This window comes from Streptomyces sp. NPDC058620, assembly GCF_042717135.1.
In the GTDB taxonomy this organism is placed as follows: Bacteria; Actinomycetota; Actinomycetes; order Streptomycetales; family Streptomycetaceae; genus Streptomyces.
In genome coordinates, this window is the sequence record NZ_JBHXQO010000009.1 from 33,479 (window position 1) to 60,428 (window position 26,950).

The 26,950-nt window shown below is 70.2% G+C and carries 25 protein-coding genes; 15 read left to right on the forward strand and 10 right to left on the reverse strand.

From position 1 onward, the window contains the following. Positions 1 to 66 precede the first annotated feature (66 nt). Positions 67 to 723 carry a MerR family transcriptional regulator gene (locus tag ACFWSK_RS11995; RefSeq protein ID WP_383784028.1) on the reverse strand — a complete coding sequence of 219 codons (657 nt, stop codon included), beginning with the start codon at positions 721 to 723 and terminating at the stop codon, positions 67 to 69. A 168-nt stretch (positions 724 to 891) separates the two neighbouring features. Between ACFWSK_RS11995 and ACFWSK_RS12000 the strand changes: the two genes are divergently transcribed. From ACFWSK_RS12000 to ACFWSK_RS12015, 4 genes are all read left to right on the forward strand, one after another. Then, complete coding sequence (locus tag ACFWSK_RS12000) at positions 892 to 2,418, forward strand: flavin-containing monooxygenase (RefSeq protein ID WP_383783762.1); 1,527 nt, start codon at positions 892 to 894, stop codon at positions 2,416 to 2,418. Continuing rightward, positions 2,415 to 3,344 carry an alpha/beta fold hydrolase gene (locus ACFWSK_RS12005; RefSeq protein WP_383783763.1) on the forward strand — a complete coding sequence of 310 codons (930 nt, stop codon included), beginning with the start codon at positions 2,415 to 2,417 and terminating at the stop codon, positions 3,342 to 3,344. Before ACFWSK_RS12000 ends, ACFWSK_RS12005 begins: the two co-directional genes overlap by 4 nt. Beyond that, the gene (locus ACFWSK_RS12010) at positions 3,341 to 4,225 is read left to right on the forward strand and encodes an SDR family oxidoreductase (RefSeq protein WP_383783764.1); all 885 of its coding nucleotides are present in this window, start codon (positions 3,341 to 3,343) and stop codon (positions 4,223 to 4,225) included. The genes ACFWSK_RS12005 and ACFWSK_RS12010 overlap by 4 nt, the downstream gene beginning before the upstream one ends. A 91-nt stretch (positions 4,226 to 4,316) precedes the next feature. After that, a complete protein-coding gene (locus ACFWSK_RS12015; protein WP_383783765.1) occupies positions 4,317 to 4,511 on the forward strand; it encodes a hypothetical protein in 195 nt (64 codons plus the stop codon). 177 nt (positions 4,512 to 4,688) lie between these two features. Here ACFWSK_RS12015 and ACFWSK_RS12020 read toward each other — a convergent pair whose 3' ends face one another. Continuing rightward, positions 4,689 to 8,066 (reverse strand): S41 family peptidase, encoded by a 3,378-nt coding sequence (locus ACFWSK_RS12020; RefSeq protein WP_383783766.1) that lies wholly within the window; start codon positions 8,064 to 8,066, stop codon positions 4,689 to 4,691. Between the two features lie 184 nt (positions 8,067 to 8,250). Here ACFWSK_RS12020 and ACFWSK_RS12025 point away from each other — a divergent pair, with 184 nt between their 5' ends. Together ACFWSK_RS12025 and ACFWSK_RS12030 are read left to right on the forward strand one after the other, a co-directional pair. Beyond that, a complete protein-coding gene (locus ACFWSK_RS12025) occupies positions 8,251 to 8,823 on the forward strand; it encodes a TetR/AcrR family transcriptional regulator (RefSeq protein ID WP_383783767.1) in 573 nt (190 codons plus the stop codon). A 119-nt stretch (positions 8,824 to 8,942) separates the two neighbouring features. Beyond that, positions 8,943 to 11,180 carry an MMPL family transporter gene (locus tag ACFWSK_RS12030; protein WP_383783768.1) on the forward strand — a complete coding sequence of 746 codons (2,238 nt, stop codon included), beginning with the start codon at positions 8,943 to 8,945 and terminating at the stop codon, positions 11,178 to 11,180. A gap of 169 nt (positions 11,181 to 11,349) precedes the next feature. Here ACFWSK_RS12030 and ACFWSK_RS12035 read toward each other — a convergent pair whose 3' ends face one another. After that, positions 11,350 to 11,709 (reverse strand): SsgA family sporulation/cell division regulator, encoded by a 360-nt coding sequence (locus tag ACFWSK_RS12035; protein WP_383783769.1) that lies wholly within the window; start codon positions 11,707 to 11,709, stop codon positions 11,350 to 11,352. Between the two features lie 180 nt (positions 11,710 to 11,889). Here ACFWSK_RS12035 and ACFWSK_RS12040 point away from each other — a divergent pair, with 180 nt between their 5' ends. The 6 genes from ACFWSK_RS12040 to ACFWSK_RS12065 all read left to right on the forward strand — a co-directional run bounded on the left by ACFWSK_RS12040 (position 11,890) and on the right by ACFWSK_RS12065 (position 17,043). Then, positions 11,890 to 12,975 carry an energy-coupling factor ABC transporter permease gene (locus ACFWSK_RS12040; protein WP_383783770.1) on the forward strand — a complete coding sequence of 362 codons (1,086 nt, stop codon included), beginning with the start codon at positions 11,890 to 11,892 and terminating at the stop codon, positions 12,973 to 12,975. 1 nt (position 12,976) lies between these two features. Further along, positions 12,977 to 13,738: a cobalt ECF transporter T component CbiQ gene (gene cbiQ / locus ACFWSK_RS12045; RefSeq protein ID WP_383783771.1), complete on the forward strand. Its 762-nt coding sequence runs from the start codon at positions 12,977 to 12,979 to the stop codon at positions 13,736 to 13,738. Next, the gene (locus ACFWSK_RS12050) at positions 13,735 to 14,505 is read left to right on the forward strand and encodes an energy-coupling factor ABC transporter ATP-binding protein (RefSeq protein ID WP_383783772.1); all 771 of its coding nucleotides are present in this window, start codon (positions 13,735 to 13,737) and stop codon (positions 14,503 to 14,505) included. Before cbiQ ends, ACFWSK_RS12050 begins: the two co-directional genes overlap by 4 nt. Then, complete coding sequence (locus tag ACFWSK_RS12055; RefSeq protein ID WP_383783773.1) at positions 14,502 to 14,987, forward strand: MarR family winged helix-turn-helix transcriptional regulator; 486 nt, start codon at positions 14,502 to 14,504, stop codon at positions 14,985 to 14,987. Before ACFWSK_RS12050 ends, ACFWSK_RS12055 begins: the two co-directional genes overlap by 4 nt. Before the next feature lie 86 nt (positions 14,988 to 15,073). Continuing rightward, positions 15,074 to 16,237 (forward strand): serine hydrolase domain-containing protein, encoded by a 1,164-nt coding sequence (locus tag ACFWSK_RS12060; protein WP_383784030.1) that lies wholly within the window; start codon positions 15,074 to 15,076, stop codon positions 16,235 to 16,237. After that, positions 16,234 to 17,043 (forward strand): SDR family NAD(P)-dependent oxidoreductase, encoded by an 810-nt coding sequence (locus ACFWSK_RS12065; RefSeq protein WP_383783774.1) that lies wholly within the window; start codon positions 16,234 to 16,236, stop codon positions 17,041 to 17,043. The genes ACFWSK_RS12060 and ACFWSK_RS12065 overlap by 4 nt, the downstream gene beginning before the upstream one ends. Positions 17,044 to 17,148: 105 nt before the next feature. On the opposite strand, the gene ACFWSK_RS12070 is transcribed toward ACFWSK_RS12065, so the two are convergent. Together ACFWSK_RS12070 and ACFWSK_RS12075 are read right to left on the reverse strand one after the other, a co-directional pair. After that, a complete protein-coding gene (locus ACFWSK_RS12070; RefSeq protein ID WP_383783775.1) occupies positions 17,149 to 18,000 on the reverse strand; it encodes an EamA family transporter in 852 nt (283 codons plus the stop codon). Further along, positions 17,997 to 18,509 carry a YbaK/EbsC family protein gene (locus ACFWSK_RS12075; protein WP_383783776.1) on the reverse strand — a complete coding sequence of 171 codons (513 nt, stop codon included), beginning with the start codon at positions 18,507 to 18,509 and terminating at the stop codon, positions 17,997 to 17,999. Before ACFWSK_RS12075 ends, ACFWSK_RS12070 begins: the two co-directional genes overlap by 4 nt. Positions 18,510 to 18,611: 102 nt before the next feature. Here ACFWSK_RS12075 and ACFWSK_RS12080 point away from each other — a divergent pair, with 102 nt between their 5' ends. Beyond that, positions 18,612 to 19,181, forward strand: a complete 570-nt coding sequence (locus ACFWSK_RS12080) for an exonuclease domain-containing protein (RefSeq protein ID WP_383783777.1) — start codon at positions 18,612 to 18,614, stop codon at positions 19,179 to 19,181. An 88-nt stretch (positions 19,182 to 19,269) separates the two neighbouring features. Here the strand turns inward: ACFWSK_RS12080 and ACFWSK_RS12085 are convergent, their stop codons facing one another. The 5 genes from ACFWSK_RS12085 to ACFWSK_RS12105 all read right to left on the reverse strand — a co-directional run bounded on the left by ACFWSK_RS12085 (position 19,270) and on the right by ACFWSK_RS12105 (position 25,454). Beyond that, positions 19,270 to 20,904, reverse strand: a complete 1,635-nt coding sequence (locus tag ACFWSK_RS12085) for a penicillin-binding transpeptidase domain-containing protein (protein ID WP_383783778.1) — start codon at positions 20,902 to 20,904, stop codon at positions 19,270 to 19,272. A gap of 285 nt (positions 20,905 to 21,189) precedes the next feature. Beyond that, positions 21,190 to 21,441, reverse strand: coding sequence for a tyrosine-type recombinase/integrase (locus ACFWSK_RS12090; protein WP_383783779.1), 252 nt, complete (start codon positions 21,439 to 21,441; stop codon positions 21,190 to 21,192). Positions 21,442 to 21,639: 198 nt separating this feature from the next. Continuing rightward, positions 21,640 to 22,644, reverse strand: a complete 1,005-nt coding sequence (locus ACFWSK_RS12095) for a hypothetical protein (protein ID WP_383783780.1) — start codon at positions 22,642 to 22,644, stop codon at positions 21,640 to 21,642. Next, positions 22,641 to 23,447 carry a DUF6932 family protein gene (locus ACFWSK_RS12100; RefSeq protein WP_383783782.1) on the reverse strand — a complete coding sequence of 269 codons (807 nt, stop codon included), beginning with the start codon at positions 23,445 to 23,447 and terminating at the stop codon, positions 22,641 to 22,643. The genes ACFWSK_RS12095 and ACFWSK_RS12100 overlap by 4 nt, the downstream gene beginning before the upstream one ends. A 240-nt stretch (positions 23,448 to 23,687) precedes the next feature. Beyond that, complete coding sequence (locus ACFWSK_RS12105; RefSeq protein WP_383783784.1) at positions 23,688 to 25,454, reverse strand: dolichyl-phosphate-mannose--protein mannosyltransferase; 1,767 nt, start codon at positions 25,452 to 25,454, stop codon at positions 23,688 to 23,690. Between the two features lie 53 nt (positions 25,455 to 25,507). Here ACFWSK_RS12105 and rsmI point away from each other — a divergent pair, with 53 nt between their 5' ends. Next, the gene (rsmI, locus tag ACFWSK_RS12110; RefSeq protein ID WP_383783786.1) at positions 25,508 to 26,398 is read left to right on the forward strand and encodes a 16S rRNA (cytidine(1402)-2'-O)-methyltransferase; all 891 of its coding nucleotides are present in this window, start codon (positions 25,508 to 25,510) and stop codon (positions 26,396 to 26,398) included. Positions 26,399 to 26,562: 164 nt separating this feature from the next. Beyond that, positions 26,563 to 26,919, forward strand: a complete 357-nt coding sequence (locus tag ACFWSK_RS12115; RefSeq protein ID WP_383783788.1) for a hypothetical protein — start codon at positions 26,563 to 26,565, stop codon at positions 26,917 to 26,919. Positions 26,920 to 26,950: the final 31 nt, after the last annotated feature.

Consider the following 26,950-nt stretch of genomic DNA (forward strand, 5'->3'; position numbering starts at 1 on the left):
GTTGGGGCCGGCGCGCCTTCCGGACCGGTCAGGTGTCCGTCGGGGCCGGCGCGCCTTCCGGGTCGGTCAGGTGCCTGTCCGGGTGTCGTCCGGGTGCGGGGCGGTGTCGTCGCGGCGCAGTCTCCGGTCCAGGGCCATGGAGAGCTCGGCATCCACCACGGCCCGGGCCAGCGGGCGGAGTTGGGCCGGTCCCTGTTCGGCGGTGTGGGCGCGCAGGACCTCGACGAAGAGCTCGGCGAGGGCGTCGGCGTGCTCGCGGACGCGGCGGCCCGTGTCGAGCACGGTGGCGAGCGGCACCCCTTCCCGTACGAGCTCCGCCGACACGTCCAGGAGCCGGCGGCTGATGTGCACGATCTCGTCGCCGTCGGTGCCGAGGTAGCCCAGGTCGAGGGCGGCGGCGAGGTTCTCCGGGGTGGCCTCGCCCTCGAAGTAGTCGGCGAGCTGCTCGGGGCTGAGCCGGACCGGGACCTCCTCGGTCGGTTCGCCCAGGCCGAGCACCTCGGCGACGTCGCGGCCGCTGTCGAAGGTGGCGGCGAGGTCGGCGATGCCGTTGAGGGTGTGTCCGCGTTCCAGCAGGCCCGTCACCGTGCGCAGCCGGGCCAGGTGGTGGTCGTCGTACCAGGCGATACGGCCCTCGCGGCGCGGCGGAGGGATGAGTCCGCGCTCCCGGTAGAAGCGCAGGGTCCGTACGGAGATGCCGGCCTCCTTGGCCAGTTCCTCCATGCGGTACTCACGGTGCTCGCGTCCTTCTGCCACAGGGGCACCCTATGTTGTACCGCCGGTAACTTTCCTTCGTCCGACCCCTACCCATCAGTACGGTGCTGCTCTACTCTCCCAACAATGCCAGTGGTTGCTGGCAGAGTCGTGTGACGTACCGCGGGAGGCGGCAGCATGGCCCAGCACGAGCATGTACGAGTGGCGGTGATCGGATCCGGTTTCGGGGGCCTCGGCGCCGCTGTCCGGCTGCGCCGCGAAGGCACCACCGACTTCGTCGTCCTGGAACGGGCCGGTTCGGTCGGCGGCACCTGGCGCGACAACAGCTATCCGGGCTGCGCCTGTGACGTACCGTCCCACCTCTACTCGTTCTCCTTCGCCCCCAACCCCGAGTGGCCGCGCACCTTTTCCGGGCAGGAGCACATCCGCGCCTACCTGGAGCACGTCGCCGACACCTTCGGTCTGCGCCCGCACATCAGGCTCGACCACGAAGTGACCGTGATGCACTGGGACAACGACGAGCTGCACTGGCTCATCGAGTGCGCCAACGGCGCCACGCTCACCGCCGATGCCGTCGTCTCCGCGACCGGCCCGCTCTCCGACCCGAAGATGCCCGACATCCCCGGACTCGCCGACTTCCCCGGCAAGGTCTTCCACTCGGCCCGCTGGGACCACGACTACGACCTGACCGGCAAGCGCGTCGCGATGATCGGCACCGGCGCCTCCGCCATCCAGATCGTCCCGGCCATCCAGCCGAAGGCCGCCAGGGTGACGCTCTTCCAGCGCACCCCGCCGTGGGTCATGCCGCGGATGGACCGGGCCATCAGCGCCGCCGAGAAGTGGCTCCACCGCGCTCTGCCCATCACCGGCACCGCGCGTCGTGGACTGCTCTGGGGTATCAGGGAGCTGCAGGTCAGCGCGTTCACCAAGCACCCGAACCAGCTCGGCATGGTGGAGCGGATCGCCAAGGCCAACATCGCCCGGTCGATCAAGGACCCGGCGCTGCGGGCCAAGCTGACGCCCTCGTACCGCATCGGCTGCAAGCGCATCCTGCTGTCCAGCGCCTACTACCCGGCGCTCGCCCAGCCCAACGTGGATGTGGTCGCCTCGGGTCTGACCGAGGTGCGCGGCTCCACGGTCGTCGCATCCGATGGTACGGAGACCGAGGTCGACGCGATCATCTTCGGCACCGGCTTCCACGTGACGGACATGCCGATCGCCGAGCGGGTCGTCGGCGCAGAGGGCATCACGCTCGCCGAGCACTGGAAGGGCGGCATGGAGGCGCTGCGCGGCGCGACCGCGGTCGGCTTCCCCAACTGGATGACGATCATCGGGCCCAACACCGGGCTCGGCAACTCCTCCATGATCCTGATGATCGAGTCCCAGCTGAACTACATGGCCGACTATCTGCGCCGGCTGGACGTCCTGGGCGGACGCGCCGCGCTCGGCGCACGCCAGTCGGCGGTGACGGCGTGGAACCACCGGGTCCAGGAGCGGATGAAGCGCACCGTGTGGAACACCGGCGGCTGCACCAGCTGGTACCTCGACTCCGAGGGGCGCAACACCACGGTCTGGCCGGGGACGACCGCCGAGTTCCGCAGGGCGACGCGGTCGGTCGATCTGGCGGAGTACGAGGTGATCCGGGCACGGAAGCCCGGAGCCGCCGAGGGTGACAGGGCACCGGCCGAGGAGGCTGTCGCATGAGCAGGCTGCTGCGGCGCGAGGACGCGCCGCCCGTACCCGTACGCGAGCTGACCGCGGTCTCGGCCGACGGCTCGCGCATCCACGTCGAACTGCACGGGCCCGAAGGCGCCCCCGCGGTCCTGCTCGCGCACGGCTGGACCTGCAGCACCCATTTCTGGGCCGCCCAGATACGAGACCTCGCCGTCGACCACCGGGTCATCGCGTACGACCAGCGCGGACACGGCAGGTCGCCCGAGGGCGGTGTCGCCGGCTACAGCACGAACGCCCTCGCCGACGACCTCGAAGCCGTACTGGCGGCCACTCTCGCCCCGGGCGAGAAGGCGGTGCTCGCCGGGCACTCCATGGGCGGGATGACGCTGATGGCCGCGTCGCGGCGGGCCGGACTGCGGGAGCACGCGGCGGCGGTCCTGCTGTGCAGCACCGGCAGTTCGCGGCTCCTCGCGGAGTCGCTGGTCCTCCCGCTGAAGGCAGGCGCGGTCCGGACCCGTCTCACCCGTGCCGTCCTCGGCGCGCGGGCGCCGCTCGGGCCGGTCACGCCGCTGTCGAAGAAGATCCTCAAGTACGCGACGATGGGCGCCGGTTCGGCGCCGGAGCGGGTCGATGCCTGCGCCAGGATCGTGCACGCGTGTCCGCGCCGGGCGCGGGTGGCGTGGGGGCACGTGCTCGCCGGCCTCGACGTCGAAGCGGGCGCACGGGAGCTGCGGGTGCCGACCGCGGTGATCGCGGGTGCGGACGACCGGCTGACGCCGCCGGTGCACGCGCGGGCCATAGCCGCGGCTCTCCCGCAGGGCCTGGGACTGACCGAGCTGACGGGCATGGGCCACATGACACCGGTGGAAGCGCCGGAAGTGGTCACGGCGAAGATCCGCGAACTGGTGACCGAGTACGTCGCGGTGGCCGCCACGGGCAAGGAGGAGGTCGCATGAGCGGCAAGCGGAGTCTTGAGGGGCAGGTCGTCGTCGTCACGGGCGCGGCGCGCGGCGTGGGGGAGTTGCTGGCCCGCAAGCTGTCGGCGCGCGGTGCGACGCTCGCGCTGGTCGGTCTGGAGCCGGACGAGCTGAAGCAGGTCTCCGAGCGGCTGCACGGGGAGAGCGACCACTGGCACGCGGACGTCACCGACCATGTGGCGATGGCCCGGGTAGCGCAGGAGGTCAAGCAGCGGTTCGGCAAGGTCGACGTGGTCGTCGCGAACGCGGGCGTCGCCGCGGGCGGGCCGTTCGTCGACTCCGACCCGGGGGCGTGGCGGCGGGTCATCGAGGTCAACCTGATCGGCGGGGCGGTGACCGGGCGGGCGTTCCTGCCGGTGCTCATGGAGAGCCGCGGGTACTTCCTCCAGATCGCGTCGCTGGCCGCGATCACTCCGGCGCCGATGATGACGGCGTACTGCGCGTCGAAGTCGGGCGTCGAGGCGTTCGCGCACAGCCTGCGGGCCGAGGTCGGATACCGGGGTGTGCGCGTCGGGGTCGGCTATCTGTCCTGGACCGACACGGACATGGTGCGGGGCGCCGACGAGGACGACGTGATGCGCGAACTGCGGCAGCGGCTGCCGTGGCCGTCGAACCGCACGTACCCGCTCGGCCCGGCCGTCGACCGGATCGTGGCGGGGATCGAGCGGCGCTCCTCGCACGTGTACGCGCAGTGGTGGCTGCGGGGGATGCAGTCGATACGCGGCTATCTGCCGACGGTCATCGGGATCGTCGGCCAGCGTGAGATGGCGCGGTTCGGGGACCGTCTGGGCAACGTCGGCAAGGGGCTGGTGGGGGCCGGGGGCGCGGCTGACCAGGAGGCGCGCACGCAGAGTAAGTGATCGAAATGCGCGGAATGTCCGGACGTGTGAATCTGGTCGAGGCCCCGGCCATCGGGGCCACCCCCACGCACCCCACATAGGAGTGAACAGCATGGGCATCGCCGACCAGTTCAAGGACAAGGCGCAGGAGCTTGCCGACCAGGCCAAGCAGAAGAAGACGGGCGACAAGAAGGGCCAGGCGCGCGAGCGTTCGGCCCACGAGTCGGAACGGGGTTCGGAGCAGTCCGGGCTTCGCGACCGCGCCCAGGACATGACGGACGAGACGCGCGAGCGCTACAACCGTTGACGTCCGCGGCAGCCTGAACCTGCGCGCTTGCGCGTCCGCGCGCCCGCGCCTGCGAAGGGCGCACCCGGCTCACCGGGTGCGCCCTTTCGCGTGCCGCGAGGCATGCCCCCCACCCCTCGGGCTCCACCCCGGACCCCGCGCCTCCATCGCCGGAGGGGCTTGATCTCAGGGCGGCCCCTACCGCGGCGGCAACGGCGGCCGGCGCAGTACCGGCGCCGTCGCATACGTCGGCGGCTTGGACGCCGGATGCTTCGACAGCAGGCTCAACGCCACCCGCACCGCGTCGTCCAGCACCGCGTGCCGCCCCTCCGCCCAGTCCAGCGGGGTGCGCAGCGCCTCCAGGTCCGGTTCCACGCCGTGGTTCTCCACCGACCAGCCGTACGTGTCGAACCACGCCGCGTTCATCGGTACCGTGATCACCGTGCCGTCACCCAGGCGGTGGCGACCCGTCATCCCGACCACCCCGCCCCAGGTGCGCTGCCCCACGACGGGCCCCAGTTTCAGCAGCCGGAACGCCGCGGTGATCATGTCGCCGTCGGAGGACGTCGCCTCGTCGGCCAGAGCCACCACCGGCCCCCTCGGCGCACTGGACGCGTACGAGACCGCCTGCGCGTTGCGCGTGAGGTCCCAGCCCAGAATCCTGCGGGTGAGCTTCTCGACGACCAGCTCGCTGATGTGGCCGCCCGCGTTGCCCCGTACGTCCACGATCAGCGCGGGACGCGAGACCTCCAGCCGCAGATCACGGTTGAACTGGGCCCATCCGGAGCCGCCCATGTCGGGGATGTGCAGATAGCCGCACTTGCCGCCGCTCAACTCCCGTACCACGTCACGGCGTTTGGCCACCCAGTCCTGGTAGCGCAGCGGCCGCTCGTCGATCAGCGGGAGGATCGCGACGCGGCGCTGCTTTCCGCCGCGCGCCGGACTGAACGTCAGCTCCACCGTCGTGCCGCCCGCCGCCGTGAGCAGCGGGTACGGTCCGGCTACCGGATCGACGGGCCGCCCGTCGACATGGGTGAGGACCGCGCCCTCCCTGATCCCCGTACCTGCGAGCGGCGAACGCGCCTTGGAGTCCGAGGAGTCGCCCGGCAGGATGCGCTGGATCAGCCATTCCCCGTCCCGGCACACCAGATTGGCGCCGAGCAGCCCGATCGCCCGCTGGTAGTGCGGCGGCCCCTCGTTGCGGCGGGCCGGGGAGACGTACGCGTGCGAGGTGCCCAGTTCGCCCAGGACCTCGCGCAGGAGGTCGGCGAACTCGTCCGGGGAGGCCACCCGTTCGACCAGGGGCCGGTACTGGTCGAGGACCGCCGGCCAGTCGATGCCGCACATGTCCGGCTCCCAGAAGTAGGAACGGATGATCCGCCCCGCCTCCCCGTACGCCTGGCGCCACTCCGCCGGCGGGTCGACCTCGTGCAGGATGCGGCGCAGATCCAGATAGACCGTCGAGTCGTTGTCACCGGCCTCGGTCGCCGGTACGGCACGCAGTTCGCCCTCGTCCATGACGACCAGCCGGCTCGCGTCCCCGCTGACCGCGAACCAGTCGAGGTGGTCGACGAGTTCGGTCTTCCTGGCCTTGGCGATGTTGAAGTGTTCCAGGGTGGGCCGCCCCGACATGTCGGCCGGGTTGGCGAACGTCTCGCCCAGCGCGCCGGAGATCGGCCAGCGCAGCCAGACGAGCCCGCCGCCGCTGACCGGGCGCAGCGCCGAGTACTTCGACGCCGAGACCGGGAACGGCGTCACCCGGTTCTCCAGCCCCTCGAACTCGACGGTGACCGTCGCCCCCTCGCCCGTACCGCCGTCGGGAATGTCCACCGGGTCGAGTCCGCCCGCCGCCGGCCGTCCGTCCGGCAGGAGTGCGAACGGCGACGGGGTGGCGGAGGACAGCGGGACCAGATAGGGGCGACAGCCCAGCGGGAAGGAGAGGTCGCCGGTGTGGACGTCGTAGACCGGGTCGAAGCCGCGCCAGGAGAGGAAGGCGAGGTAGCGGCCGTCGCCCGTGAAGACGGGGTTCTCGTCCTCGAAGCGGCCGTTGGTGACGTCGACGATGACGGGGGAGCCGGGCCCCGTGATCCGCGCCAGTTTGATCTGGCGCAGGGAGCGGCCGACACCCGGGTGCGACCAGGTCAGCCAGTGCCCGTCGGGGGAGAACGCCAGATCGCGGACCGGGCCGTTCGTGGAGCGGATCAGCTCGGTGACCTCGCCGGCGGCGGCCGCCGCGCCCTCCTCCACTGCCCGGACCAGGTCGGCCCGGGTGGAGCCGGTGCCGGCCTCCTCGGCGGACTCCGCGGCCGCTGCCTCGGCGGCCACCGCCTCCGCCGTCTCCAGGAGGAGCAGCCGCCCGTCGTTCGAAGCGATCGCGAGCCGCTCGCCCTCCGGGTCGGAGGTCATCTCCTCCACCCGGCCCAGCATCCCGGAGGCCGGGCGCCGGGGTTCGCGGTCGCCGCTGGCCCGTGGCAGGTAGGCGATCTCGATCGCGTCGTCGCCGTCCGCGTCCGTCACGTACGCGACCTGGCCGCCGCTGCCGAGCATCTCCGGGAGCCGCACCCGGACCCCCGGGGTGTCGGTGATCGTGCGGGCCGGGCCGTCGCGGTGCGTGAGCCAGTACAGGCTGCCGCGTACGGCGACGGCGCTCGCCCGGCCCGTCTCGTCGACCGACAGCGAGTCCACGTTGCTCGCGGCCGGCACCTGGTACGAGCGCCGCCCGGTCCGCGGCCCGCCGAGCCGTACCTCCAGCTTCCGCGGCACTGCGTCCGGTGCTTCGAGGTCGTCGACCAGCCAGATCTCGCCGGCGCACTGGTAGACGACCCGGTATCCGTCGCTGGAGGCGTTGCGGGCGTAGAACGCGTCGTGGTCCGTGTGGCGGCGCAGATCGCTGCCGTCCAGCGCGCACGAGTAGAGGTTCCCGACGCCCTGGTGGTCGGAGAGGAACGCGATGCGGCGCCCGACGATCATCGGCGAGTCCAGGTGGCCCCCGATGTCCGGCAGCAGCCGTTCGCCGTGCAGCCACAGCCGCCCCATCGCCCCGCCGCGGTACCGCTTCCACGCCGCCGGTTCGTGCGGCGGCGTGCCGGTGAGCAGCAGGGTGCGCCGCTCCCCGTCGATGTCGGCGACCGCGATGTCGGAGACCGGGCCCCAGGGCAGTTTGCCGCCGGGGCTGCCGTCGGTGGGGACGCTGTAGGCCCAGGAGAAGTAGGAGAACGGCTGGTTGTGCGAGGAGACGGCGAGGATCTGGGAGGAGTCGCCCGGGTCGGGACTCCAGCCGCAGACCCGGGCGTCGGTCGAGCCCCAGTAGGTGAGCCTGCGGGCGGCCCCGCCGTCGACGGGGGCCAGATGGATCTCGGGGTCGAGCGTGCGCCAGGTCGTATAGGCGATGTGGCCGCCGTCGGGTGAGAAGCGTGGATGACTGATCCTCGTTCGGTCGACCGTCACCCGCCAGGCGCGGCCGGGCCGATGCCCCGCGGCGGCGAGAGGGGCGACCCATAGGTCGTCCTCGGCCGCGAAGCAGAGCAAGTCCTTGTGGAGGTGCGGGAACCGGAGATACGCGACGTCGTCACTCACCCTCCCAATGCTTTCGGTGCGCAGGGCCCGCGGCAACTTGTGGTGCAGCCCACAAGCGAAACGATTTCGTTTCGCTCCGGGGCGGGAGTACGGTTCAGGTGTACGAAACGGTTTCGTTCGATGGACTGGTGATCCACTGATGGTCACCGGCCGGTCGACGGACGTACGGACGGGAGGTCGGCACATGGCGCGCACCAGGCTCACGCCCGAGCGTGAGAGCGAGCTCTACGCCGCCGTCCTCGACCTGCTCCGCGAAGTCGGCTACGACGCCCTGACCATGGACGCCGTCGCCCAGCGCACCCATTCCAGCAAGGCCACCCTCTACCGCCAGTGGGGGAGCAAGCCCAAGCTGATCGTCACCGCTCTGCGGCACAACAAGCCGGTGAGTCTCGCCGGGATCGACACCGGTTCGCTGCGCGGGGACTTCCACGCCGCACTCAGTCGCAGCGACGACTGCCAGATGGAGAAGGACTCCGCGCTGATGCGGGCTCTGGGCCATGCCATCCATGACAATCCCGATCTGCACCAGGCGCTGCGCGAACTGCTGATCGAGCCGGAGATGACCGGTCTCGAAACGCTGCTCAGGCGGGCCGTGGACCGGGGCGAACTGCGCGCGGACAATCCGGCGCTGAAATATGTACCGCACATGCTGATCGGCGCTTTCGCCGCCCGGCAGCTGGTCGACGACCGCACGGTCGACCAGGCGTATATCCGTGACTACTTCGATGCCGTGGTCCTCCCCGCCCTCGGCGTCTGACGTCCCCGTTCGTTTCGTACGGCCCTCTCCCCACAGCCCCACCTGACACGCCGCTCTCGTCGTCGGGCTGGTTCCTCACGCCCATTTCCACTCAACGACCTGACCGGGAGTACGCCCTCGTGGCCACTTTCCTTTACAAGCTCGGACGGCTTGCCTTCCGGCGCCGCCGCTATGTCGCCCTCGTCTGGGTGGCACTGCTGGCGCTCGCCGGATTCGGCGCGGCCTCCGCCTCGCCCGCCACCTCGAGTTCCTTCTCGATTCCGGGTACGGAGGCCCAGAAGGCCTTCGACCTGCTGGAACAGCGCTTCCCCGGAGGCAGCGCCGACGGCGCCACCGCCCGGGTCGTCTTCAAGGCCCCCGTGGGCGAGAAGGTGACCGACGCGTCGAACAAGGCCGAGGTCAAGGACATCGTCGGCGAGCTGAAGTCCGGCTCGGACCAGATCGCCTCGGTCGCCGATCCGTACGCGGCGAACGCCGTCAGCAAGGACGGCTCCACGGCCTACATCTCCGTCTCGTACGAGGTCAACTCCATGGAGCTGACCGATGGGACGCGGGAGGCGCTGGAAGAGGCCGGTACCTCCGCCGAGAAGAGCGGCATGACCGTGGAGATCGGCGGTGACGCGCTCCAGGTGATGCCGCACACCGGAGCCGGTGAGATCGTCGGTGTCGCCATCGCCGCGGTGGTGCTGGTCATCACCTTCGGTTCGCTGATCGCCGCCGGGCTGCCCCTGATCACCGCGCTCATCGGCGTCGGTGTGGGCATCTCGCTGATCACGGCCCTGGCGAACGTGCTGGACCTCGGCTCGACCACCTCCACCCTGGCGATGATGATCGGCCTCGCGGTCGGTATCGACTACGCGCTCTTCATCGTCTCCCGCTACCGCGCCGAACTGTCCGAGGGCAGGGAACGCGAGGAAGCCGCGGGACGCGCGGTCGGCACGGCGGGTTCCGCGGTCGTCTTCGCGGGCCTCACCGTCGTCATCGCGCTCGCCGGACTGGCCGTCGTCAACATCCCGATGCTGTCGAAGATGGGCTTCGCCGCCGCCGGTACGGTCGCGATCGCCGTCCTCATCGCGCTCACCCTGGTCCCGGCGCTGCTGGGCTTCGCGGGCAAGCGGGTCGTGGGACGCAAGGCGCGCAAGGCCGCCGACGCCCTGGCCAGGTCCGAGGACAAGGCCGAACCGAAGCCCAACATGGGCACCCGCTGGGCGCGGTTCGTGCTGCGCAAGCCGGTGTGGGTGCTGCTGGTCGGTGTGCTCGGCCTCGGCGTCATCGCCGTACCGGCCGCCTCGCTGGAGATGGGCCTGCCCGACGAGGGCTCGCAGCCCAAGAGCACCACGCAGCGTCAGGCGTACGACCTGCTCTCGGACGGTTTCGGTCCCGGCTTCAACGGACCGCTGCTCGTCGTCGTCGACACCGAGGGCAGCTCGGACGGCAAGACCGCCGTCAACCGGGTCTCGGAGGAGATCGAGGCCATCCCGCACGTCGTGGCCGTCACCCCGGCCGCCTTCAACAAGGCCGGCGACACCGCGACGATCACGGTCATCCCGCAGGACCGGCCCAGCTCCGCGCAGACCGAGGAGCTCGTCCACTCCATCCGCGACGCGGGCGGTGACATCAAGCGGGACACCGGAGCCGAGGTACTGGTCACCGGCGCCACCGCGATGAACATCGACTTCTCGCAGAAGATGAACGACGCGCTGCTGCCCTACCTGGCACTCGTCGTCGGCCTGGCCTTCCTGCTCCTGATGCTCGTCTTCCGCTCGATCCTGGTGCCCCTGAAGGCGGCCCTCGGCTTCCTGCTCTCGGTCGTCGCGGCCCTGGGCGCGGTCGTCGCGGTCTTCCAGTGGGGCTGGCTCGGCTCGCTCTTCGGTGTCGAACAGACCGGCCCGATCATGAGCATGATGCCGATCTTCATGGTCGGCGTGGTCTTCGGTCTCGCCATGGACTACGAGGTCTTCCTCGTCACGCGGATGCGTGAGGCGTACGTCCACGGGGAGTCGCCCGGCCAGGCGATCGTCACCGGCTTCAAGCACGGTGCCCGCGTGGTCACGGCAGCGGCCGTGATCATGATGGCGGTCTTCTCCGGCTTCATCAGCTCCAGCGAGTCGATGATCAAGATGATCGGCTTCTCGCTCGCCATCGCCGTCTTCTTCGACGCGTTCGTGGTGCGGATGGCGATCGTGCCCGCCGTACTCGCCCTGCTCGGCAAGCGCGCCTGGTGGCTGCCGGGCTGGCTGGACCGCGCCCTGCCCAACGTGGACGTCGAGGGCGAGGGGCTCCGCAAGGGGCTCACCGACGCTCCCGGTGCACCCGGCGGGGAAGCGGACGGCGAGCGTGAGCTGACCCGGGTCTGACCCGGCCGGACGGAACTCCGGGGACCGCGTGTGAGCGGAGCGCGGCCCCCGGCAGCACCGGTTACCTGTGGGGACGGGGGACCGGGGCGACAGGAAGCCCCCGTGCGAGCGGCACGGGGGCTTCCTGTCATGCGTGGGCGCTTGTATGCAGGGCCTGTCCGCCCGCGTCTCACGGCGTGCCCGAGGCCGCGGCCGGGGCCGCCGTCGCCTCGTACGTCCGGTGCAGGAAGCGGATCAGGGGCGCGTTGTCGATCTGGAACACCTCGACGCCGTCGGCCGAGTGCAGTTCCACGATGAGCTGGGCGCGCCCGCAGGGCCAGACCCGCACGTTGCCGCGTTCGGTGGGGAAGCGGAGTCCGCTCTCCAGGAGGTCGCGGCCGACGGCCCAGTCCGTTCCGCTGGCGAAGGACACATGGACGGTGGACGACTCGTCGGCGGGGTCGTACCGCAGGTCGACTGGGACGGGGCGGGTGAGGGGGCCGTCGGTGATGAGCCGGGCTCTTGCGTGTTCTTCGATCACGGGGGACATGGGCCGGCTCCTCCTGTTTGTAGCACTTTGCACTCCAATGTCCCATATTTTGGGCCAAGGGCACCTTGACAAGGTCTGCGCAGATGTAACAGACCCGCTCTTGCAAATGATGCGCAACAAGGCTCTATCATTGGTGGGTTCTGACCCCGCCCCCGGGAACGCAGGAAAGCGGAGCCTCCCATGCATGTACCCGACGGATTCATCAATGCACCCGTCTCGGCCGTTGCGGGAGTCGTCGCCGCGGGCGCGGTCGCCGTCAGCCTCCGTGGCGCCCGGAAGGAACTGGGGGGCGCCTCACGCTCAGCCGCGAGTGGGGGAGAGAGGACCGCCCCGCTGGCCGGTCTCGTCGCGGCCTTCATCTTCGCCGTGCAGATGCTCAACTTCCCGGTCGGCGCCGGCACCAGCGGCCATCTCCTGGGCGGGGCACTGGCCGCGATCCTGGTCGGCCCGTACACCGGAGTGCTCTGCATCTCCGTCGTCCTGCTGATGCAGGGCATCCTCTTCGCCGACGGCGGCCTCACCGCGCTCGGCGTGAACATCACCGTCATGGGCGTGGTCACGACCGTCGTCGCGTACGTCCTCTTCCGCGGCCTGACCGGGATACTCCCGCGCACCCGCCGTTCCGCGACCGTCTCGGCGTTCATCGCGGCGCTGGTCTCCGTCCCGGCCGCGGCCTGCGCCTTCACCCTGATCTACGCGGTCGGCGGTACCACCGACATCCCCATCGGCAAGGTCCTCACCGCGATGGTCGGCGTGCACGTGCTGATCGGCATCGGCGAGGCCGTGATCACCGCGCTCACCGTCGGCGCCGTGATCGCCGTCCGCCCCGACCTGGTCCACGGCGCCCGGAGCCTCGCCGCCCCGCTCAAGCTCCGTATCGACGGCGAACTGGTCGACGCCCCGGTCACCGCCCCCGCCCCCGCCCCGGTCGCGGCCCGCTCCACCCGCACGGTGTGGTCCGTCGGCCTCGTCACCGCGTTCGTCCTCGCCGGCTTCGTCTCCTTCTACGCCTCCGCCAGCCCCGACGGCCTGGAGAAGGTCGCCGCCGACAAGGGCATCGACGCCAAGGCCGAGGAGCACGCCGCCGCGGACTCCCCGCTCGCCGACTACGGCGTCAGGGACGTCACCGACACCCGCCTCTCGGGCGGCCTCGCGGGAGTGATCGGCGTCGGCGCCACGGTGGCCGTCGGCAGCGGTGTCTTCTGGGTGGTACGCCGCCGCCGTCAGGACGAGCCGGCCGACGCCCGGGCCACGGAGACCGTCTGACATGGGCGCGGGTCACGCTCACAAGCTCTACCGGCACGCCCACTCCCCGGTCCACGACCTGCCGCCGCACTGCAAGCTCGCCGCCGTCCTCGGCTTCGTGCTCGTCGTCGTCTCCACACCGCGCGAGGCGGTCTGGGCGTTCGCCCTGTACGCGGTGCTGCTCGCCGCCGTCGCCGCGGCGGCCCGTATCCCGGCCGGATTCCTGCTGAAGCGGCTGGTCATCGAGGTGCCGTTCGTGGCCTTCGCACTGCTCATGCCGTTCGTGGTCCCGGGAGAACAGGCCGAGATCCTCGGCGTCTCCGTCAGCGTCCCCGGCCTCTGGGGCGCCTGGAACGTCCTGGCCAAGGGCACCCTCGGCGTCGCCGCCTCCGTGATCCTCGCCTCCACCACCGAGCTGCGCTCGCTGCTGCTCGGCCTCCAGCGGCTCAAGCTGCCGCCGCTGCTCGTCCAGATCGCCTCGTTCATGATCCGGTACGGGGATGTGATCACCGGCGAGATGCGCCGGATGTCGATCGCCCGCCGCTCCCGCGGATTCGAGGCCCGGGGCGTACGCCAATGGGGTGTCCTCGCGAAATCCGCCGGCGCCCTCTTCATCAGGTCCTACGAACGCGGCGAACGCGTCCACCTGGCGATGGTCAGCCGTGGCTACACGGGCACCATGCCGGTCATCGACGAGGTGACGGCCTCCCGCACCCAGTGGGCGTACGCCGGCTCACTCCCCCTGCTCGCCCTCGCTATCTGTCTGCTGGGATGGACCCTATGAGCAGCCCGACCCCCTCTTTCGTGCCCTCCCTGGAGGTCAGCGGCCTCGCGTACGCCTACCCCGACGACCACCAGGCGCTCTTCGGCGTCGACCTGACCGTGGAACGCGGCGAACGCGTGGCGCTCCTCGGCCCCAACGGCGCGGGCAAGACCACGCTCGTCCTCCACCTCAACGGCATCCTCGACGCGGGCGCCGGAACCGTCCGTGTCGCCGGGCTCCCCGTCGAGAAGGGCAACCTCGCCGAGATCCGCCGCCGCGTCGGCATCGTCTTCCAGGACCCCGACGACCAGCTCTTCATGCCGACCGTCCGCGAGGACGTCGCCTTCGGACCCGCCGCCTCCGGGCTGCGCGGCCCCGAACTGGAGAAGCGCGTCCGCACGGCCCTCGAACAGGTGGGCATGGAGGAGTACGCGAACCGCCCCCCGCACCATCTCTCCTTCGGACAGCGCCGCCGCGTGGCCGTGGCCACCGTCCTCGCCATGGAGCCGGAGATCCTCGTCCTGGACGAGCCCTCCTCCAACCTGGACCCCGCCTCGCGCCGCGAACTCGCGGACATCCTGCGCTCCTTGGACGTCACGGTGCTGATGGTCACCCACGACCTCCCGTACGCCCTGGAGCTCTGCCCGCGCGCCGTCATCCTCAGCGACGGTGTCATCGCCGCCGACGACCGCACCCAGGATCTGCTCGGCGACGAGGACCTGATGCGCGCCCACAGGCTGGAGTTGCCGTTCGGCTTCGACCCGCGCTCCGTGACAATGGGCGCGTGACCCAGGACGCACCCGACAGCGCCGCGCGCGGCTCCCACCCGCCGGCGCCCTCGCTCCTCCTCGACGACCAGCTGTGCTTCGCGCTGTACGCGGCCCAGCGGGCCGTCACCGCCGCCTACCGGCCGCTCCTCGACGAGCTCGGCCTCACCTACCCGCAGTACCTCGTGATGCTGGTCCTGTGGGAGCGCGGTGAACTCCCAGTCAAGGAGTTGGCCCGCTCCCTCCACCTCGACTACGGGACCCTGTCGCCCCTCCTGAAGCGGCTCGAAGGCGCCGGTCTCGTACGCCGGGTGCGCTCACCCGCCGACGAACGCTCCGTACTCGTCGAACCGACCGCGGACGGCGCGGAACTGCGCGAGCGCGCGGCCTGCGTCCCCGGGGAACTGTTCCACGCCGCCGGACTGGCATCCGCCGAAGTCGCCCGGCTGCGTACCGAACTGCACCGGCTGACGGCCCGCCTGGAGCACCCGGGGGAGGGCTGAAGGACCGGCTTGTTCACGGCCCCGGCACACCGTTCACCTGCGGAGCGATGCACCATGGGGGGATGAGCGGGAGTGCGGGAGCAGGCGTGGATGTACGGGGCACGGTGTCGCCCGGGTTCGAACCGGTAAGGGACGCTTTCGTCCGCAACTTCGAGCAGCGGGGCGAGCGCGGAGCAGCGGTCGCCGTCTACCGGCACGGCCGCAAGGTCGTCGATCTGTGGGCCGGTACGAGAGATGTCGACGGGGTCGAACCGTGGGCCGTCGACACCGTGCAGGTCGTCCGCTCGGCGGGCAAGGGCATCGCCACCGCCGTACCGCTGCTCCTGCACCAGCGCGGCCAGCTCGACCTGGACGCCCCGGTCGGCACGTACTGGCCGGAGTTCAAGGCCAACGGCAAGGAACGCGTCCTCGTACGCCACCTCCTCGCCCACCGGGCCGGGATCCCCGCCCTCGACCGTCCCCTGACCCCGGCCGAGGCGGCCGACGGCACCTCGGGGCCGCAGGCGGTCGCCGCCCAGCGCCCCGAGTGGGAGCCGGGCACCGACCACGGCTACCACGCACAGACGTACAGCTGGCTCCTGGGCGAACTGGTGCGCCGGGTCACCGGGCGCACCGTCGGGCGCTGGATCGCCGAGGAGATCGCCCGCCCCCTCGGCCTGGACTTCTGGTTCGGCCTCCCGGCAGACGAGGCCCACCGGATCGGGCGGATCGGCCCCGTCGAACCCCCGGCAGTCGAGGGGAACGGCGGCGCGCTGCGCCTGCGCCCCAAGCGGTCCGTCGTCGAGGCGTACCGCGACCCGGACTCCCTCACCCGCCGCGCCTTCGGCGCGATCGACCCGCTGCCGGACGAGAACGACGCCGCCTACCGAGCGGCCGAACTCCCGGCGTCCAACGGCATCGCCACCGCCCGCGGACTGGCCCGCTGCTACGCCGCGATGATCGGAGAGGTCGACGGGCACCGCCTGTTCGCCCCGGCCACGCTCACCCTGGCCCGCACGGAGGAGTCCGTGGGCCCGGACCGGGTCCTGGTCGTCAGCACCCGCTTCGGCCTCGGCTTCATGCTGCACGGCCCGGCCGCCCCGCTCCTGGCTCCCGGCTCGTTCGGCCACCCGGGACGCGGCGGCTCGCTCGGCTTCGCGGACCCCGAATCGGGCGTTGCCCTCGGCTATGTGACGAACGGTCTGCAGAAGGGAGTTACCGCCGACCCCCGTGCCCAGGCACTGGTCAGAGCAGTACGGTCGGCGCTATGACTCCTCCTGCCCCGGCAACCGCACGCTTCGACGGATACTCCGCACTCATCACGGGAGCCGGCCAGGGCATCGGCGCGGCGACGGCCCGCCGTCTCGCGGCGGAGGGAGCCGCCGTCCTGGTCACCGATCTGGACGGCGCCCGCGCCGAACACGCGGCGGCGGAGATACGTAGTTCGGGCGGCCGGGCCCACTCCCTCCCCTGCGACGTGGGCGACCGCTCGGCCGTCGAAGCGGCCGTGGCTCACGCGGTCGCCACCTTCGGCCGCCTGGACGTGCTGGTCAACAACGCCTACTCGGCCGGTACGGACGCCCCGCTCTTCGAGGACGAGACGGACGAGGTCTGGCAACGCGACCTGGACATCAGCCTGTCGGGCCCCTTCCGCTGCTCCCGCGCCGCACTGCCCCACCTGGTGGCCTCCGGCCGGGGCGCGATCGTCAGCATCGGCTCCGTCAACGGCGAACAGGACTTCGGCGGCCACGCCTACAGCGCCGCGAAAGCGGGCCTGGCCGGCCTGACCCGCACCCTGGCGGGCCACGCGGCCCCGCGCGGCGTCCGTGTCAACCTGGTCGCCCCCGGCACGGTCCGCACGGACGCCTGGGCGGGCCGGGAAGCCCAACTGGACACGCTGAGCGCGCTCTACCCCCTGGGCCGCGTCGGCGAACCGGACGACATCGCGGCAGCGGTCGCCTTCCTCGCCTCCCGCGACGCGTCCTGGATCACCGGGACGACCCTGCGCGTGGACGGCGGCCTGCTGGCCGTGAACACGGGCTTCCGCCGGGCGACGTCGGAGTACCAGGAGGAGTAGGGCGGGCGGAGGCATGATCCGGACACCCGATTGCGGAGCTTGATCGGTCCTGACGTAAACGAGTCGTTCCCCTCCACAGCGGGATGCTCTGTTTCCGGTGACCTCTCAACTCGTGTGCAGCATCAGGCCGATGCCGACCACCATCAGGCCCGCCGCCGCGATCCGCGGGGCACCGAAGCGCTCCTTGAAGAACAGGGTTCCTATCGCCGCGCCCACGATGATCGACGACTCGCGCAGGGCCGCGATCGGGGCAAGGGGTGCCTTCGTCTGTGCCCAGAGGACCAGGCTGTACGCAGTCACCGACATGGCCGCGCCGACCAGGCCGCGGATCGCGAACGGTCGTAGCTGCGCTGCCAGTTGGCCTCGGCGCCGGTAAAGGGCGTATGCGGGGATGGTGAGGCCCTCCAGGATCATCAGCCAGGCGATGTAGCCGAGCGGCGTGCCGGAGGCGCGTACTCCCACGCCGTCGACGACCGTGTAGCCGGCGATCGCCAGGCCCGTGGCGACGGCGGCTGCCAGGGCCGCCCAGTGCGGGCGTCTGCCCGAACCCCGGATGCCCCACAGGGCGAGCCCGACCAGTCCCGCCGATGCGACCACGACGCCCGCGGTCGCCCAGCCGTCCGGGACCTCTCCCACGAAGACGGCCGCGAGGACCGTCACCACCAGCGGGGCCGTGCCGCGTGCGATCGGGTACATCTGGCCGAAGTCGCCCAGCGTGAACGAGCGCATGAGCAGCAGCATGTACGCGACGTGGAGGACGGCGGAGACGATCAGGCAGGGCCAGGCGGCTGCTGCCGGGAGCGGGACGAAGCACGCCGCTATCGCGCCGAGCAGTGCCCCGCCGCCCGAGATCAGGGTGAAGGAGAGCAGCTGGTCCTTGATGGCGTGGGCGATCGCGTTCCAGCTGGCATGCGTGATCGCGGCTGTCAGGACCGCGACGGCGACCAGCGGCGTCACTCGGTCTGCTCGCGCACATCCACGAGGGTGCCGCCCGCATGCCCGATCAGGGTCTTCGGGTCGAGGGGGAAGACGGTGTACGGGGTGCCCGCCGCCGCCCACACCACGGCGTGGTCGAGCAGCCCGCGGTCGGCCAGGACCCGGGTCCTCGTGCGGTGGCCGAAGGGCGGGACGCCCCCGATCGCGTACCCGGTCGTCTCCCTGACCAGGGCCGCCCGGGGGCGGGTGACCTTCGCGGCGCACAGTTCGCGGCGCACCAGCTCCACGTCCACCCGCGAGGAACCGTCCATCAGGACGAGGACCGGTACCCCGTCGGCCTCGAAGATCAGCGACTTCACGATCGCGCTGAGCTCGCAGCCGATCGCGGCGGCGGCCTCCGCGGCGGTGCGGGTGGCCTCCGGGAAGCGGCGGACCTCGACCTCCAGGCCCAGTTCGCGGAGGGCTTCGGCGAAGCGCGGGTGGGCCTCGGTAGGAGTGGCGGTGGCGGGAGTGGCCTCGGGTGTGCTCATCCCCGCACGCTAGCGGTCGGTGTACGGGGCAGGCGACACGGTTTCGGACTGTGGGCCGGCCGTAATCCCGGTGGCCGGGTGGTGAGGTGCTGCCTACCCGCCATGGAAACGGACCACGCACTGCTCAATGTGATCGACGTCGAGTCGACCTGCTGGGAGGGGCGGCCACCGCCCGGACAGGTCAGCGAGATCATCGAGATCGGTCTGACCGTCGTCGATCTGCGGGCGGGGGAGCGGCTGGCCAGGCACCGGCTGCTGGTGCGGCCCGTGCGGTCGGAGGTCAGCGCCTTCTGCACGGAACTGACCGGGCTCACCCGGGCCGACGTGGACGCGGGCACCGGCTTCGCCGAGGCATGCCGGCTGCTGGCGTCCGAGCACCGCAGCGGGGCGCTGCCATGGGCCAGTTGGGGCGACTACGACCGCACGATGTTCACCCGTCAGTGCCGGGCCACCGGGACCGCGTACCCCTTCGGCCGACGGCACACCAATGCCAAGGTCGCCTTCACCGCCGCCTACGGGCTGCCCAGGCGGCCCGGTATGGCGCAGGCGCTGAAGGTCGCAGGGCTGCCACTGGAGGGGCGCCACCACCGGGGCGACGACGACGCGTGGAACATCGCCGCCCTGGTGCTCGACCTGGCGGGAAAGGGCCGCTGGACCGCCTCTTCCTCCTGAGTGGGTCTCTTCTGCGTCAATCGGGACGACCGCGTGACCGGAGTGATCATGTGCCGCCCGCCGGCCCCGGACCGCCCCGGGAAGTGCGTCAGGAACCCGCCCGCAGCACCGCCGCCACCACCGGACCCGCCGCGTCGCCCCCGTGGCCGCCGGACTGGACGACCGCCGCTGCCGCCAGGTCGTTGCTGAAGCCGGTGAACCAGCTGTTGGACACGCCCTGTCCGTCGACCTCCGCCGAGCCCGTCTTGGCGCCCTTGTCGCCGCCGACCGAGGCCATGGCGGCCTTGCCGGAGCCCCAGGTCGCCGTCGCCCGCATCATGGTGTTCAGCTGCTGGGTGACGTGGGGCGGCAGTGAACGGGACGCGACGGCGAGCTGCCGGCCGTCCAGTGACTGAGGCACGATGACCGGCTGGTGGAAGGTGCCGGTGCGGGCGGTGGCGGTGATGGACGCGATGTTGAGGGCGTTCATCTGGACCGTGCCCTGGCCGATGTACTGCGCCGCGGCCTCGCCGCCGACCGCCTCGGGAACGCTGCCGTCGGTCGAGAAGATGCCGGTCTTCCAGTCCAGCCCGATCCCGAAGACCTCCCGCGCCTCCTTGCCGAGCGCCGAGTCGTCGTGCACCTCGTCGATCTTCTTGATGAAGGCCGTGTTGCAGGAGCGGGCGAAGCTCGTCGTGAACGTGTCGGTGTCCGGGAGGGAGAAGTAGTCCAGGTTGTGGAAGGTGTTCCCCTCGTACAGCACCTCCCTGGGGCATTCGACCGGACGGGTCGCAGAGACGAATCCCTTCTCGATCAGCATCGCCGCGGTCACGATCTTCAGCGTGGAACCGGGCGCCTGCTTCCCCTGCATCGCCGCGTTGAAGTCGGTCACCGGGTTGTTGGCGACCGCGCTGATCGCACCCGTCGATGGCTGGACCGCGACCACGGAAGCCTGGCTGTACTGCTTCACCGCCCGCTCGGCCGCCGCCTGGGCACCGGCCTCGATCGTCGTCCGGAGCTTGCCGGGCCTCCCCTTCGCCAGGGTCAGCAGCGTCGTCTTCGGCGCCGACTCGTCGGCGGGCTCGATCCAGGTCTCGACGCCGGCTGTGCCGCCGCTCTTCGCCCCGTACTTCTCCCGCAGCGTGGCCAGCACCGGCGCCAGCGACGGATAGGTCTCCTTGTCCAGGACCTTGTCGTTGCGGTCGACGGCCTCGATCTCCGGCGCCGACGACCGGCCCGTCCGCAGCGTCGCCCCCTCGGTCAGCTGCGGGTGGATCACCGTGGGCTCCCAGTCGACGAGCGCCTTCCCACTGGTCAGACCCCGCACCACGGTGAGCTCGGAGGCGTACGACAGGGTCTTCGTCCTGCCCTCGTACGAGACCGTCGCCTTCACCGTGTACGGCACCTTCGCGCCCACCGCCGGACCCGGAGTGATCACGGCCCGGGTGACATGGGCGTCCTCGGCGTACCCGGTGAGCAGCGGTGCGGCGCCGGCCTCGTTGTTGGTGAGCAGGGACGCGGTCGTCGCGTCACCGGCGGCCCACGCCTTCAGGAACTCCTTCGAGGTCCTGGCTGTCTCCGCGTCGCTGGGCGGCCCGGTCCGTACCTCCGACGAGGTGCCCGTGGCCTCCGGCCCGCCGTCCTCGCCGCCGCCCCCGACAACGTTGTACGCGCCGTAGCCGACGCCGCCGGCCACCAGCATGAACACGCCGCCGATCACGGCGACCTTCGCTCCACTGCGCATGGCGCAATCCCCTCCCCAGGAGCTCCCCTTGAACGTGTTCAAGGGGAATTTCCCGGCACTCTACGGGAGAGCGGAGACGGGAGGGGAGGCTGTTATTGGACCGGGATCAGACCCACGTATCGAGCCACATCCGGTCGCGCCACGAGTTCTCCGGGATGGACGTGCCCGTGTACAGCGGCCAGAAGTAGACGAAGTCTCGTGCAGTCACGGCATCCAGGCCCCGACCAGCATGTTTGTCACCGCTCGGGGCCGTCAGACGCCTACTGGGCCGTCTCTGGGCCGTGATCATGCTCCTGCGAGGCCCCCGTACAGGGCATCCATGGCCTTGCGGGTGCGCCCTTCGCTGCTCGGCATGAGGTGCGTGTAGATCCGCAACGTGAAGCCGGGGTCGCTGTGACCGAGGTAGGAGCTTAGGGCGCGGATGCTTTCGCCGGCGTCCAGCAGTACGGATGCGTAGAAGTGCCGCAGCGCGTGCATTCCGTCCTCCGGTGCTGACGCGTACCGCTCACCGCCCTTGAGCTGCGGGATGATGCCCACGGCCGCGGGTTTCCACATGTGGTCGTTGAAGTGACTGACCCAGGCAAGAGGTGCCAGATGCTGTGGCTGTGGCCTACGAGCGACTGTGTACCGAGGGGTTCACAAGCCGCCTTGTGTCGACGCGTTAAGGCGCCCTGCGCGTTGTGCTGGGCGATGTCGACTGCTCGCCTTAACGGTGGAGGGCGTTTCGCGTGAGCGTTAACTTCTAGCGTCGTCTGATCTTCTATCTTGTAGGTCGATCAGCACATAACTGCGATGCTCGCGTCCGCCAGGGGAGCGTGCGATGAGGACATGCACATCGGCTTCGACTTCCTTCTCCGTATGGGCTGCGAGAATTCCTGTCACATCGTCCTTAGCGGTCCGGACGACAATTAGCTTGTCTTCGATCTCAAGCTCAATAAATCCGCGCAACTTGCTGCCACCAACGAGCAAGCCGATTAGCCGTTCGCTGGCATCCTCGATTTGCGCGTCTTGCAGAGCTTTCCGGCAGCGGGCGGCACTAGCTGAAGTGAAGGTTGAAGTTCTGTGGGTGGTGCTCTTAGATTCCCAGGTCAACGTCACATCGGTGCCTGTTGAAGCAAGGATGTGAGATAGGTCGGATAGCTGCTTAATCGCACGTCGGCCTAGGGGTAGCACGGCCTCTAGGACGGCCTCTTCCGCGTCAGATTCCTTGCTGGCGCGGTCGGTGACGTCGAAAATGCGATTGATAGCCTTGTCTAGTAGTGCTTCTGTTCCGCTTCCGGGTAGTTCGGCCTGGCCTAGGTCTGGAGCGCCTTGCAAAACCATCCCGTAAGACGACGCGAATACTGGGCCGGAGAATAGCCGTGTGGCGCGCTTAATCTCTCCTGGCACAGGTCCGGCTTCTCGCCTTTGGCGTAGATCGTCGAGGGCGTAGGCGACTGATTGAATGGCCGTCTGCAATGTATGAAGCCAGTCGCCTAGCACTGAGGCTTCCGCGTGGTGATTGCGGACTGTTTTCCCATTCAGTGCGAATTTTAGAACGGGCCGATCCCTGTCTTGGGACGCATCAAGGGAATCGGAATCACCTCGTAGTGTGCGCGCAAGTTTTTTTAGCTGGGTCGACCGAAACTCTGCCAGGGTGCGAGGTGGTGGCTTATGGAGTGTTTCGCTGCGACGTGCGGCCATCCATGCACGCAAAGCGGCTTTATCTGCGATGTCAGGGAAATGGTGCTTTGCGGTCATAGTGTCACCTCCACGTACCCTCGTCGCTGCTCGCGAGAGCCGCGACAGCGCTGCCAGATTTCGTCGTACAGCCCGAGTGATTGGAAGACTTCAGCGTCTCCCGGTGCCATCGCGCCCGTAACGCCAAGGTCCTCGAAAGCCACTGTGGCCGGCAGGGGAAGGAGGTAGGCGTCGATCCGCATCTCGTGCTTCACACACCACTCCCGGTCCATGAGGTTGGCAAGGTCGGCGAGGTCACCCGCTTCCGCGACTGCCCCGAAGATATCGGCGTCAACCAGATAAGCAAGGTCTATGTCGCTGGGGTCTAGTTTGCCGCTTACGAAGCTTCCTGCCAGCCAGATACGTCTCACCTCGCCAAACAGGCATTCAACCTGCGCGCGATGAAACTGCAGCTCATCCCACAAGTCGGAGCGGGTGCCAGACTGCAGGAACTCCTGTGCCCGCACCAGGCGGCTCTCGACTTCGTCCCAGGTCATGGGGTAGCGACCAGGCGGCGGGCAGAGGGTGCCCGGATCGAATGGCGGTAGCGGGGGCATGCAGCTCCAGAGGCGTTCGGAGTGACGCCAGCACTCTATGTGACGAACAGGTGTACATAAAGTGTTTCTGTTCAGATGCTTCGTTTGTGCATGGTCAGTCACCTCCTGCCTGACTGTGGCGCCTTGGACGGCACCTACGAGCGCGAGGCTATGCCGCCGCGCTGACACTGAGGGCGGCCGAGCCGCGCCTCTTGTGCTCGCGCTGGCTCTGCGACATGCAGCCGGCGGCCGCTGAAGCAACGCGGTATGCGGCGGCTCGTGGGGCATCTGCGAGGCAGTGTGGCCGCGGCAGAGGTAGGAGGCGGGCCACGGCGTAGTCGTCGCATGGACTGTAAGCCTGCCGTTGGAGAAGCGTCGGTACTCCTCACCCCTCGAGCGGCGCCATGCTCGGCAGAGCCTCCTGGGCCGTCTGTGGGCCGTCGGAGGAGGACCAGCGACGACCGGTGACGACCGACAACGACTAGAGGGCCCGGCGGACTGCCGGGCCCTCTAGTGCGTTCTCCCCTGCTACACCCACGTATCGAGCCACATCCGGTCGCGCCAGGAGTTCTCCGGGATGGACGTGCCCGTGTACAGCGGCCAGAAGTAGACGAAGTTCCAGAGAATCATCAGCACCAGCACACCCGCGGCCACCGCCCCCAGCGCCCGTCGGCGTTCGCCGGACGGATCGCTCGTGGGCAGACCCAGGTCCTTGCCCGTCCACGCTCCCGCGGCGGGCCCGATCATCGCCCCGATCATCATGGTCACCGCCAGACACAGGAACGGTACGAACACGACCGCGTAGAACAGGAAGATCGTCCGCTCCTGGTAGAAGAACCAGGGCACCCAGCCCGCGGCCACCCCGCACGCGATCGCGCCCGCCCGCCAGTCGCGCCGGAAGAACCACCGCCACAGCACGTACAGCAGCGCGAAGCACGACGCCCACCAGAGCATCGGAGTACCGATCGCCAGCACCTCGCGCGCGCACTTGCCGGTCGCCGACGCCGCGCAGCCCGCCTGCTCCTCGTAGAAGTACGAGACCGGGCGGCCGAGCACGATCCAGCTCCACGGATTGGACTCGTACGTGTGCCCTGAGGTCAGCCCGACATGGAACTCGTACACCTGGTACTCGTAGTGCCACAGGCTGCGCAGCCAGTCCGGCAGCCAGGTGAACGAGCCGCCCTTGCCCTCCGTCGCCGCCCAGTTCCGGTAGTACCCCTTGTCCGTGATGATCCAGCCCGTCCACGTCACCAGATACGTGCCGATCGCGACCGGCACCGTCGAGAGGAACGCGGGCAGCAGATCCCGGCGGAGCACGGCCGCGTACGGCTGCACCGCGCCCGCCGTGCGCCGTGCGCCCACGTCCCACAGCACCGCCATCACACCGAACGCGGCCAGGATGTACAGACCGTTCCACTTGGTCCCGAAGGCCAGTCCGAGCATCAGGCCCGCGGTGAGCCGCCACGGCCGCCACCCCAGGCGCAGCGTCTCCGCGATCCGGGCGTCGGGGCGCATGACCCCGTCCTCGTCGACCGGGAGCGCGGCCGCCAGTCTCCGGCGTGCCCAGTCCCGGTCGGCCACCAGGCACCCGAAGGCCGCGAGCACGAAGAACATCAGCACCAGGTCGAGCAGCGCGGTGCGGCTCATCACGAAGTGCAGGCCGTCGACCGCGAGCAGCGCGCCCGCCAGGCAGCCCAGGAACGTGGAGCGGAACAGCCTGCGGCCGATCCGGCAGAGCATCAGTACGGAGAGCGTGCCGAGCACCGCCACCATGAAGCGCCAGCCGAAGGGGGTGAAGCCGAAGAGCTGTTCACCGGCCCCGATGATCCACTTGCCGACCGGCGGATGCACGACATAGCCGGGCTCCACCGGGATCGGCACCTTCGAAGGATCGGCGAGAATCGACTTGTCGATGTCCTTGGGCCAGGCCCCCTCGTACCCCTGGTTGACGAGCGCCCAGGCGTCCTTCGCGTAGTACGTCTCGTCGAATATCACCGCGTCCGGCGTGCCCAGATTCCAGAACCGCAGCACTCCGGCGACCAGCGCCACCAGCAGCGGCCCGCCCCAGGCGGCCCAGCGGATCAGATGGCCCGCCGGATTCGGGGGCACCCCGAGCACCGCCCAGAACCGGCGTCCCGGACGCGTGTACGGCGGCACCAGCCGTTCACGCAGCCCTGTCTCCGGCCGGGGCACATGGCCGAAGCGGCGCAGCCGCTGCTGCCAGGCAGGCGGCTGTGCGCCGTCGGTGTCCCCGGCGTCCTGGCCCTGCTGCGCTTCGGGTGCAGTACTCGTCACCGCGCCATCGTAGGGAACGCATCTGTGCGAAGGGTGCCGTCCGTGCTGGGAGGATGGCTCATGTGACTGGATCGACTGGAACGCTGGTACTCGCAGGAACTCCCATCGGCGATGTGGCGGACGCCCCGCCACGACTCGCCGCCGAGCTGTCGACGGCCGACATCGTCGCCGCCGAGGACACCCGGCGGCTGCGCCGCCTCACCCAGGCGCTGGGGATCCAGACCACGGGGCGTGTCGTCTCCTACTTCGAGGGCAACGAGACGGCCCGTACGCCCGAACTCGTCGAGGCCCTGGCCGGCGGCGCCCGCGTCCTGCTCGTCACCGATGCCGGGATGCCGTCCGTCTCCGACCCGGGCTACCGGCTCGTCGCCGCGGCCGTGGAGAAGGACATCAAGGTCACCGCGGTGCCGGGCCCGTCGGCCGTGCTGACCGCGCTGGCCCTGTCCGGCCTGCCCGTGGACCGTTTCTGCTTCGAGGGCTTCCTGCCGCGCAAGGCGGGCGAACGCCTCGGCAAGCTCCGCGACGTGGCCGACGAGCGCCGCACGATGGTCTTCTTCGAGGCCCCGCACCGGCTCGACGACACCCTGGCGGCGATGGCCGAGGTGTTCGGCGCGGACCGCAGGGCCGCCGTGTGCCGCGAGCTGACCAAGACGTACGAGGAAGTGAAGCGCGGTCCGCTGGGCGAGCTCGCCGTCTGGGCGGCCGAGGGCGTGCGCGGCGAGATCACCGTCGTCGTCGAGGGCGCCACGGCCTCCGGCAACGAGGGCCTGGACGCCGAGGAACTGGTGCGCAGGGTGCAGGTGCGCGAGGAGGCGGGGGAGCGGCGCAAGGAGGCCATCTCCGCGGTCGCCGCCGACGCGGGCCTTCCCAAGCGCGAGGTGTTCGATGCGGTGGTCGCGGCAAAGAACGCGGCTCGAACTGCCCCCGCCAAGGGCAAGGACTAACCTGAAAGGCAAAGCCCGAGCCGTGTACCGGGCTCCTTGGCCATGAGAACGCCAAGACCGCTCCAACACTCGGTTCGACCTGGTGCGCTCCCGCCCGGAAAGGCGTCCACTGGAGGTGGGACGCACTCCCCGGGGTGCTTGTCCGGCGGACAAGAGGAGCAGGCATGAGCGAGATCGCAGCAACCACCGTGCATGAGGCGTACGCGTTCGCCTGCATGCGGTGCGGATACGGCTGGGAACAGGCGTACGAGATAGAGCACCACGTCGACGGTGCCGGCAACGCGTTCGTCGTCTACAAGGCGGACGGGGAGCGCGTGCCCTCGCCGCTCTCCACACCGACCTGCACGAACTGCGGCGGGCACGTCGTCCGGATCATGCGGTCCGGCCGCGTCTCGACCGTCCAGCAGCTGCTCGAACACCGGGTTCCCGAAGGGGCCGCGGCAGCTCCCGCGTCGGCCTCGCCGGAGCCGGAACACCACTGGACCTTCTCCCACCTGCTGCACCCCTTCCACCGCAAGTGAGCCGCCGCCCATGATCCTCGTACGATCGTGG

Bases quoted from the DNA above. Each gene is read 5' to 3' on its own strand.
- ACFWSK_RS11995 (WP_383784028.1), bottom strand. From the start codon at position 723: ATGGAGGAACTGGCCAAGGAGGCCGGCATCTCCGTACGGACCCTGCGC.
- ACFWSK_RS12000 (WP_383783762.1), top strand. From the start codon at position 892: ATGGCCCAGCACGAGCATGTACGAGTGGCGGTGATCGGATCCGGTTTC.
- ACFWSK_RS12005 (WP_383783763.1), top strand. From the start codon at position 2,415: ATGAGCAGGCTGCTGCGGCGCGAGGACGCGCCGCCCGTACCCGTACGC.
- ACFWSK_RS12010 (WP_383783764.1), top strand. From the start codon at position 3,341: ATGAGCGGCAAGCGGAGTCTTGAGGGGCAGGTCGTCGTCGTCACGGGC.
- ACFWSK_RS12015 (WP_383783765.1), top strand. From the start codon at position 4,317: ATGGGCATCGCCGACCAGTTCAAGGACAAGGCGCAGGAGCTTGCCGAC.
- ACFWSK_RS12025 (WP_383783767.1), top strand. From the start codon at position 8,251: ATGGCGCGCACCAGGCTCACGCCCGAGCGTGAGAGCGAGCTCTACGCC.
- ACFWSK_RS12035 (WP_383783769.1), bottom strand. From the start codon at position 11,709: ATGTCCCCCGTGATCGAAGAACACGCAAGAGCCCGGCTCATCACCGAC.
- ACFWSK_RS12040 (WP_383783770.1), top strand. From the start codon at position 11,890: ATGCATGTACCCGACGGATTCATCAATGCACCCGTCTCGGCCGTTGCG.
- cbiQ (WP_383783771.1), top strand. From the start codon at position 12,977: ATGGGCGCGGGTCACGCTCACAAGCTCTACCGGCACGCCCACTCCCCG.
- ACFWSK_RS12050 (WP_383783772.1), top strand. From the start codon at position 13,735: ATGAGCAGCCCGACCCCCTCTTTCGTGCCCTCCCTGGAGGTCAGCGGC.
- ACFWSK_RS12065 (WP_383783774.1), top strand. From the start codon at position 16,234: ATGACTCCTCCTGCCCCGGCAACCGCACGCTTCGACGGATACTCCGCA.
- ACFWSK_RS12075 (WP_383783776.1), bottom strand. From the start codon at position 18,509: ATGAGCACACCCGAGGCCACTCCCGCCACCGCCACTCCTACCGAGGCC.
- ACFWSK_RS12080 (WP_383783777.1), top strand. From the start codon at position 18,612: ATGGAAACGGACCACGCACTGCTCAATGTGATCGACGTCGAGTCGACC.
- ACFWSK_RS12085 (WP_383783778.1), bottom strand. From the start codon at position 20,904: ATGCGCAGTGGAGCGAAGGTCGCCGTGATCGGCGGCGTGTTCATGCTG.
- ACFWSK_RS12095 (WP_383783780.1), bottom strand. From the start codon at position 22,644: ATGACCGCAAAGCACCATTTCCCTGACATCGCAGATAAAGCCGCTTTG.
- ACFWSK_RS12100 (WP_383783782.1), bottom strand. From the start codon at position 23,447: ATGCCCCACGAGCCGCCGCATACCGCGTTGCTTCAGCGGCCGCCGGCT.
- rsmI (WP_383783786.1), top strand. From the start codon at position 25,508: ATGGCTCATGTGACTGGATCGACTGGAACGCTGGTACTCGCAGGAACT.
- ACFWSK_RS12115 (WP_383783788.1), top strand. From the start codon at position 26,563: ATGAGCGAGATCGCAGCAACCACCGTGCATGAGGCGTACGCGTTCGCC.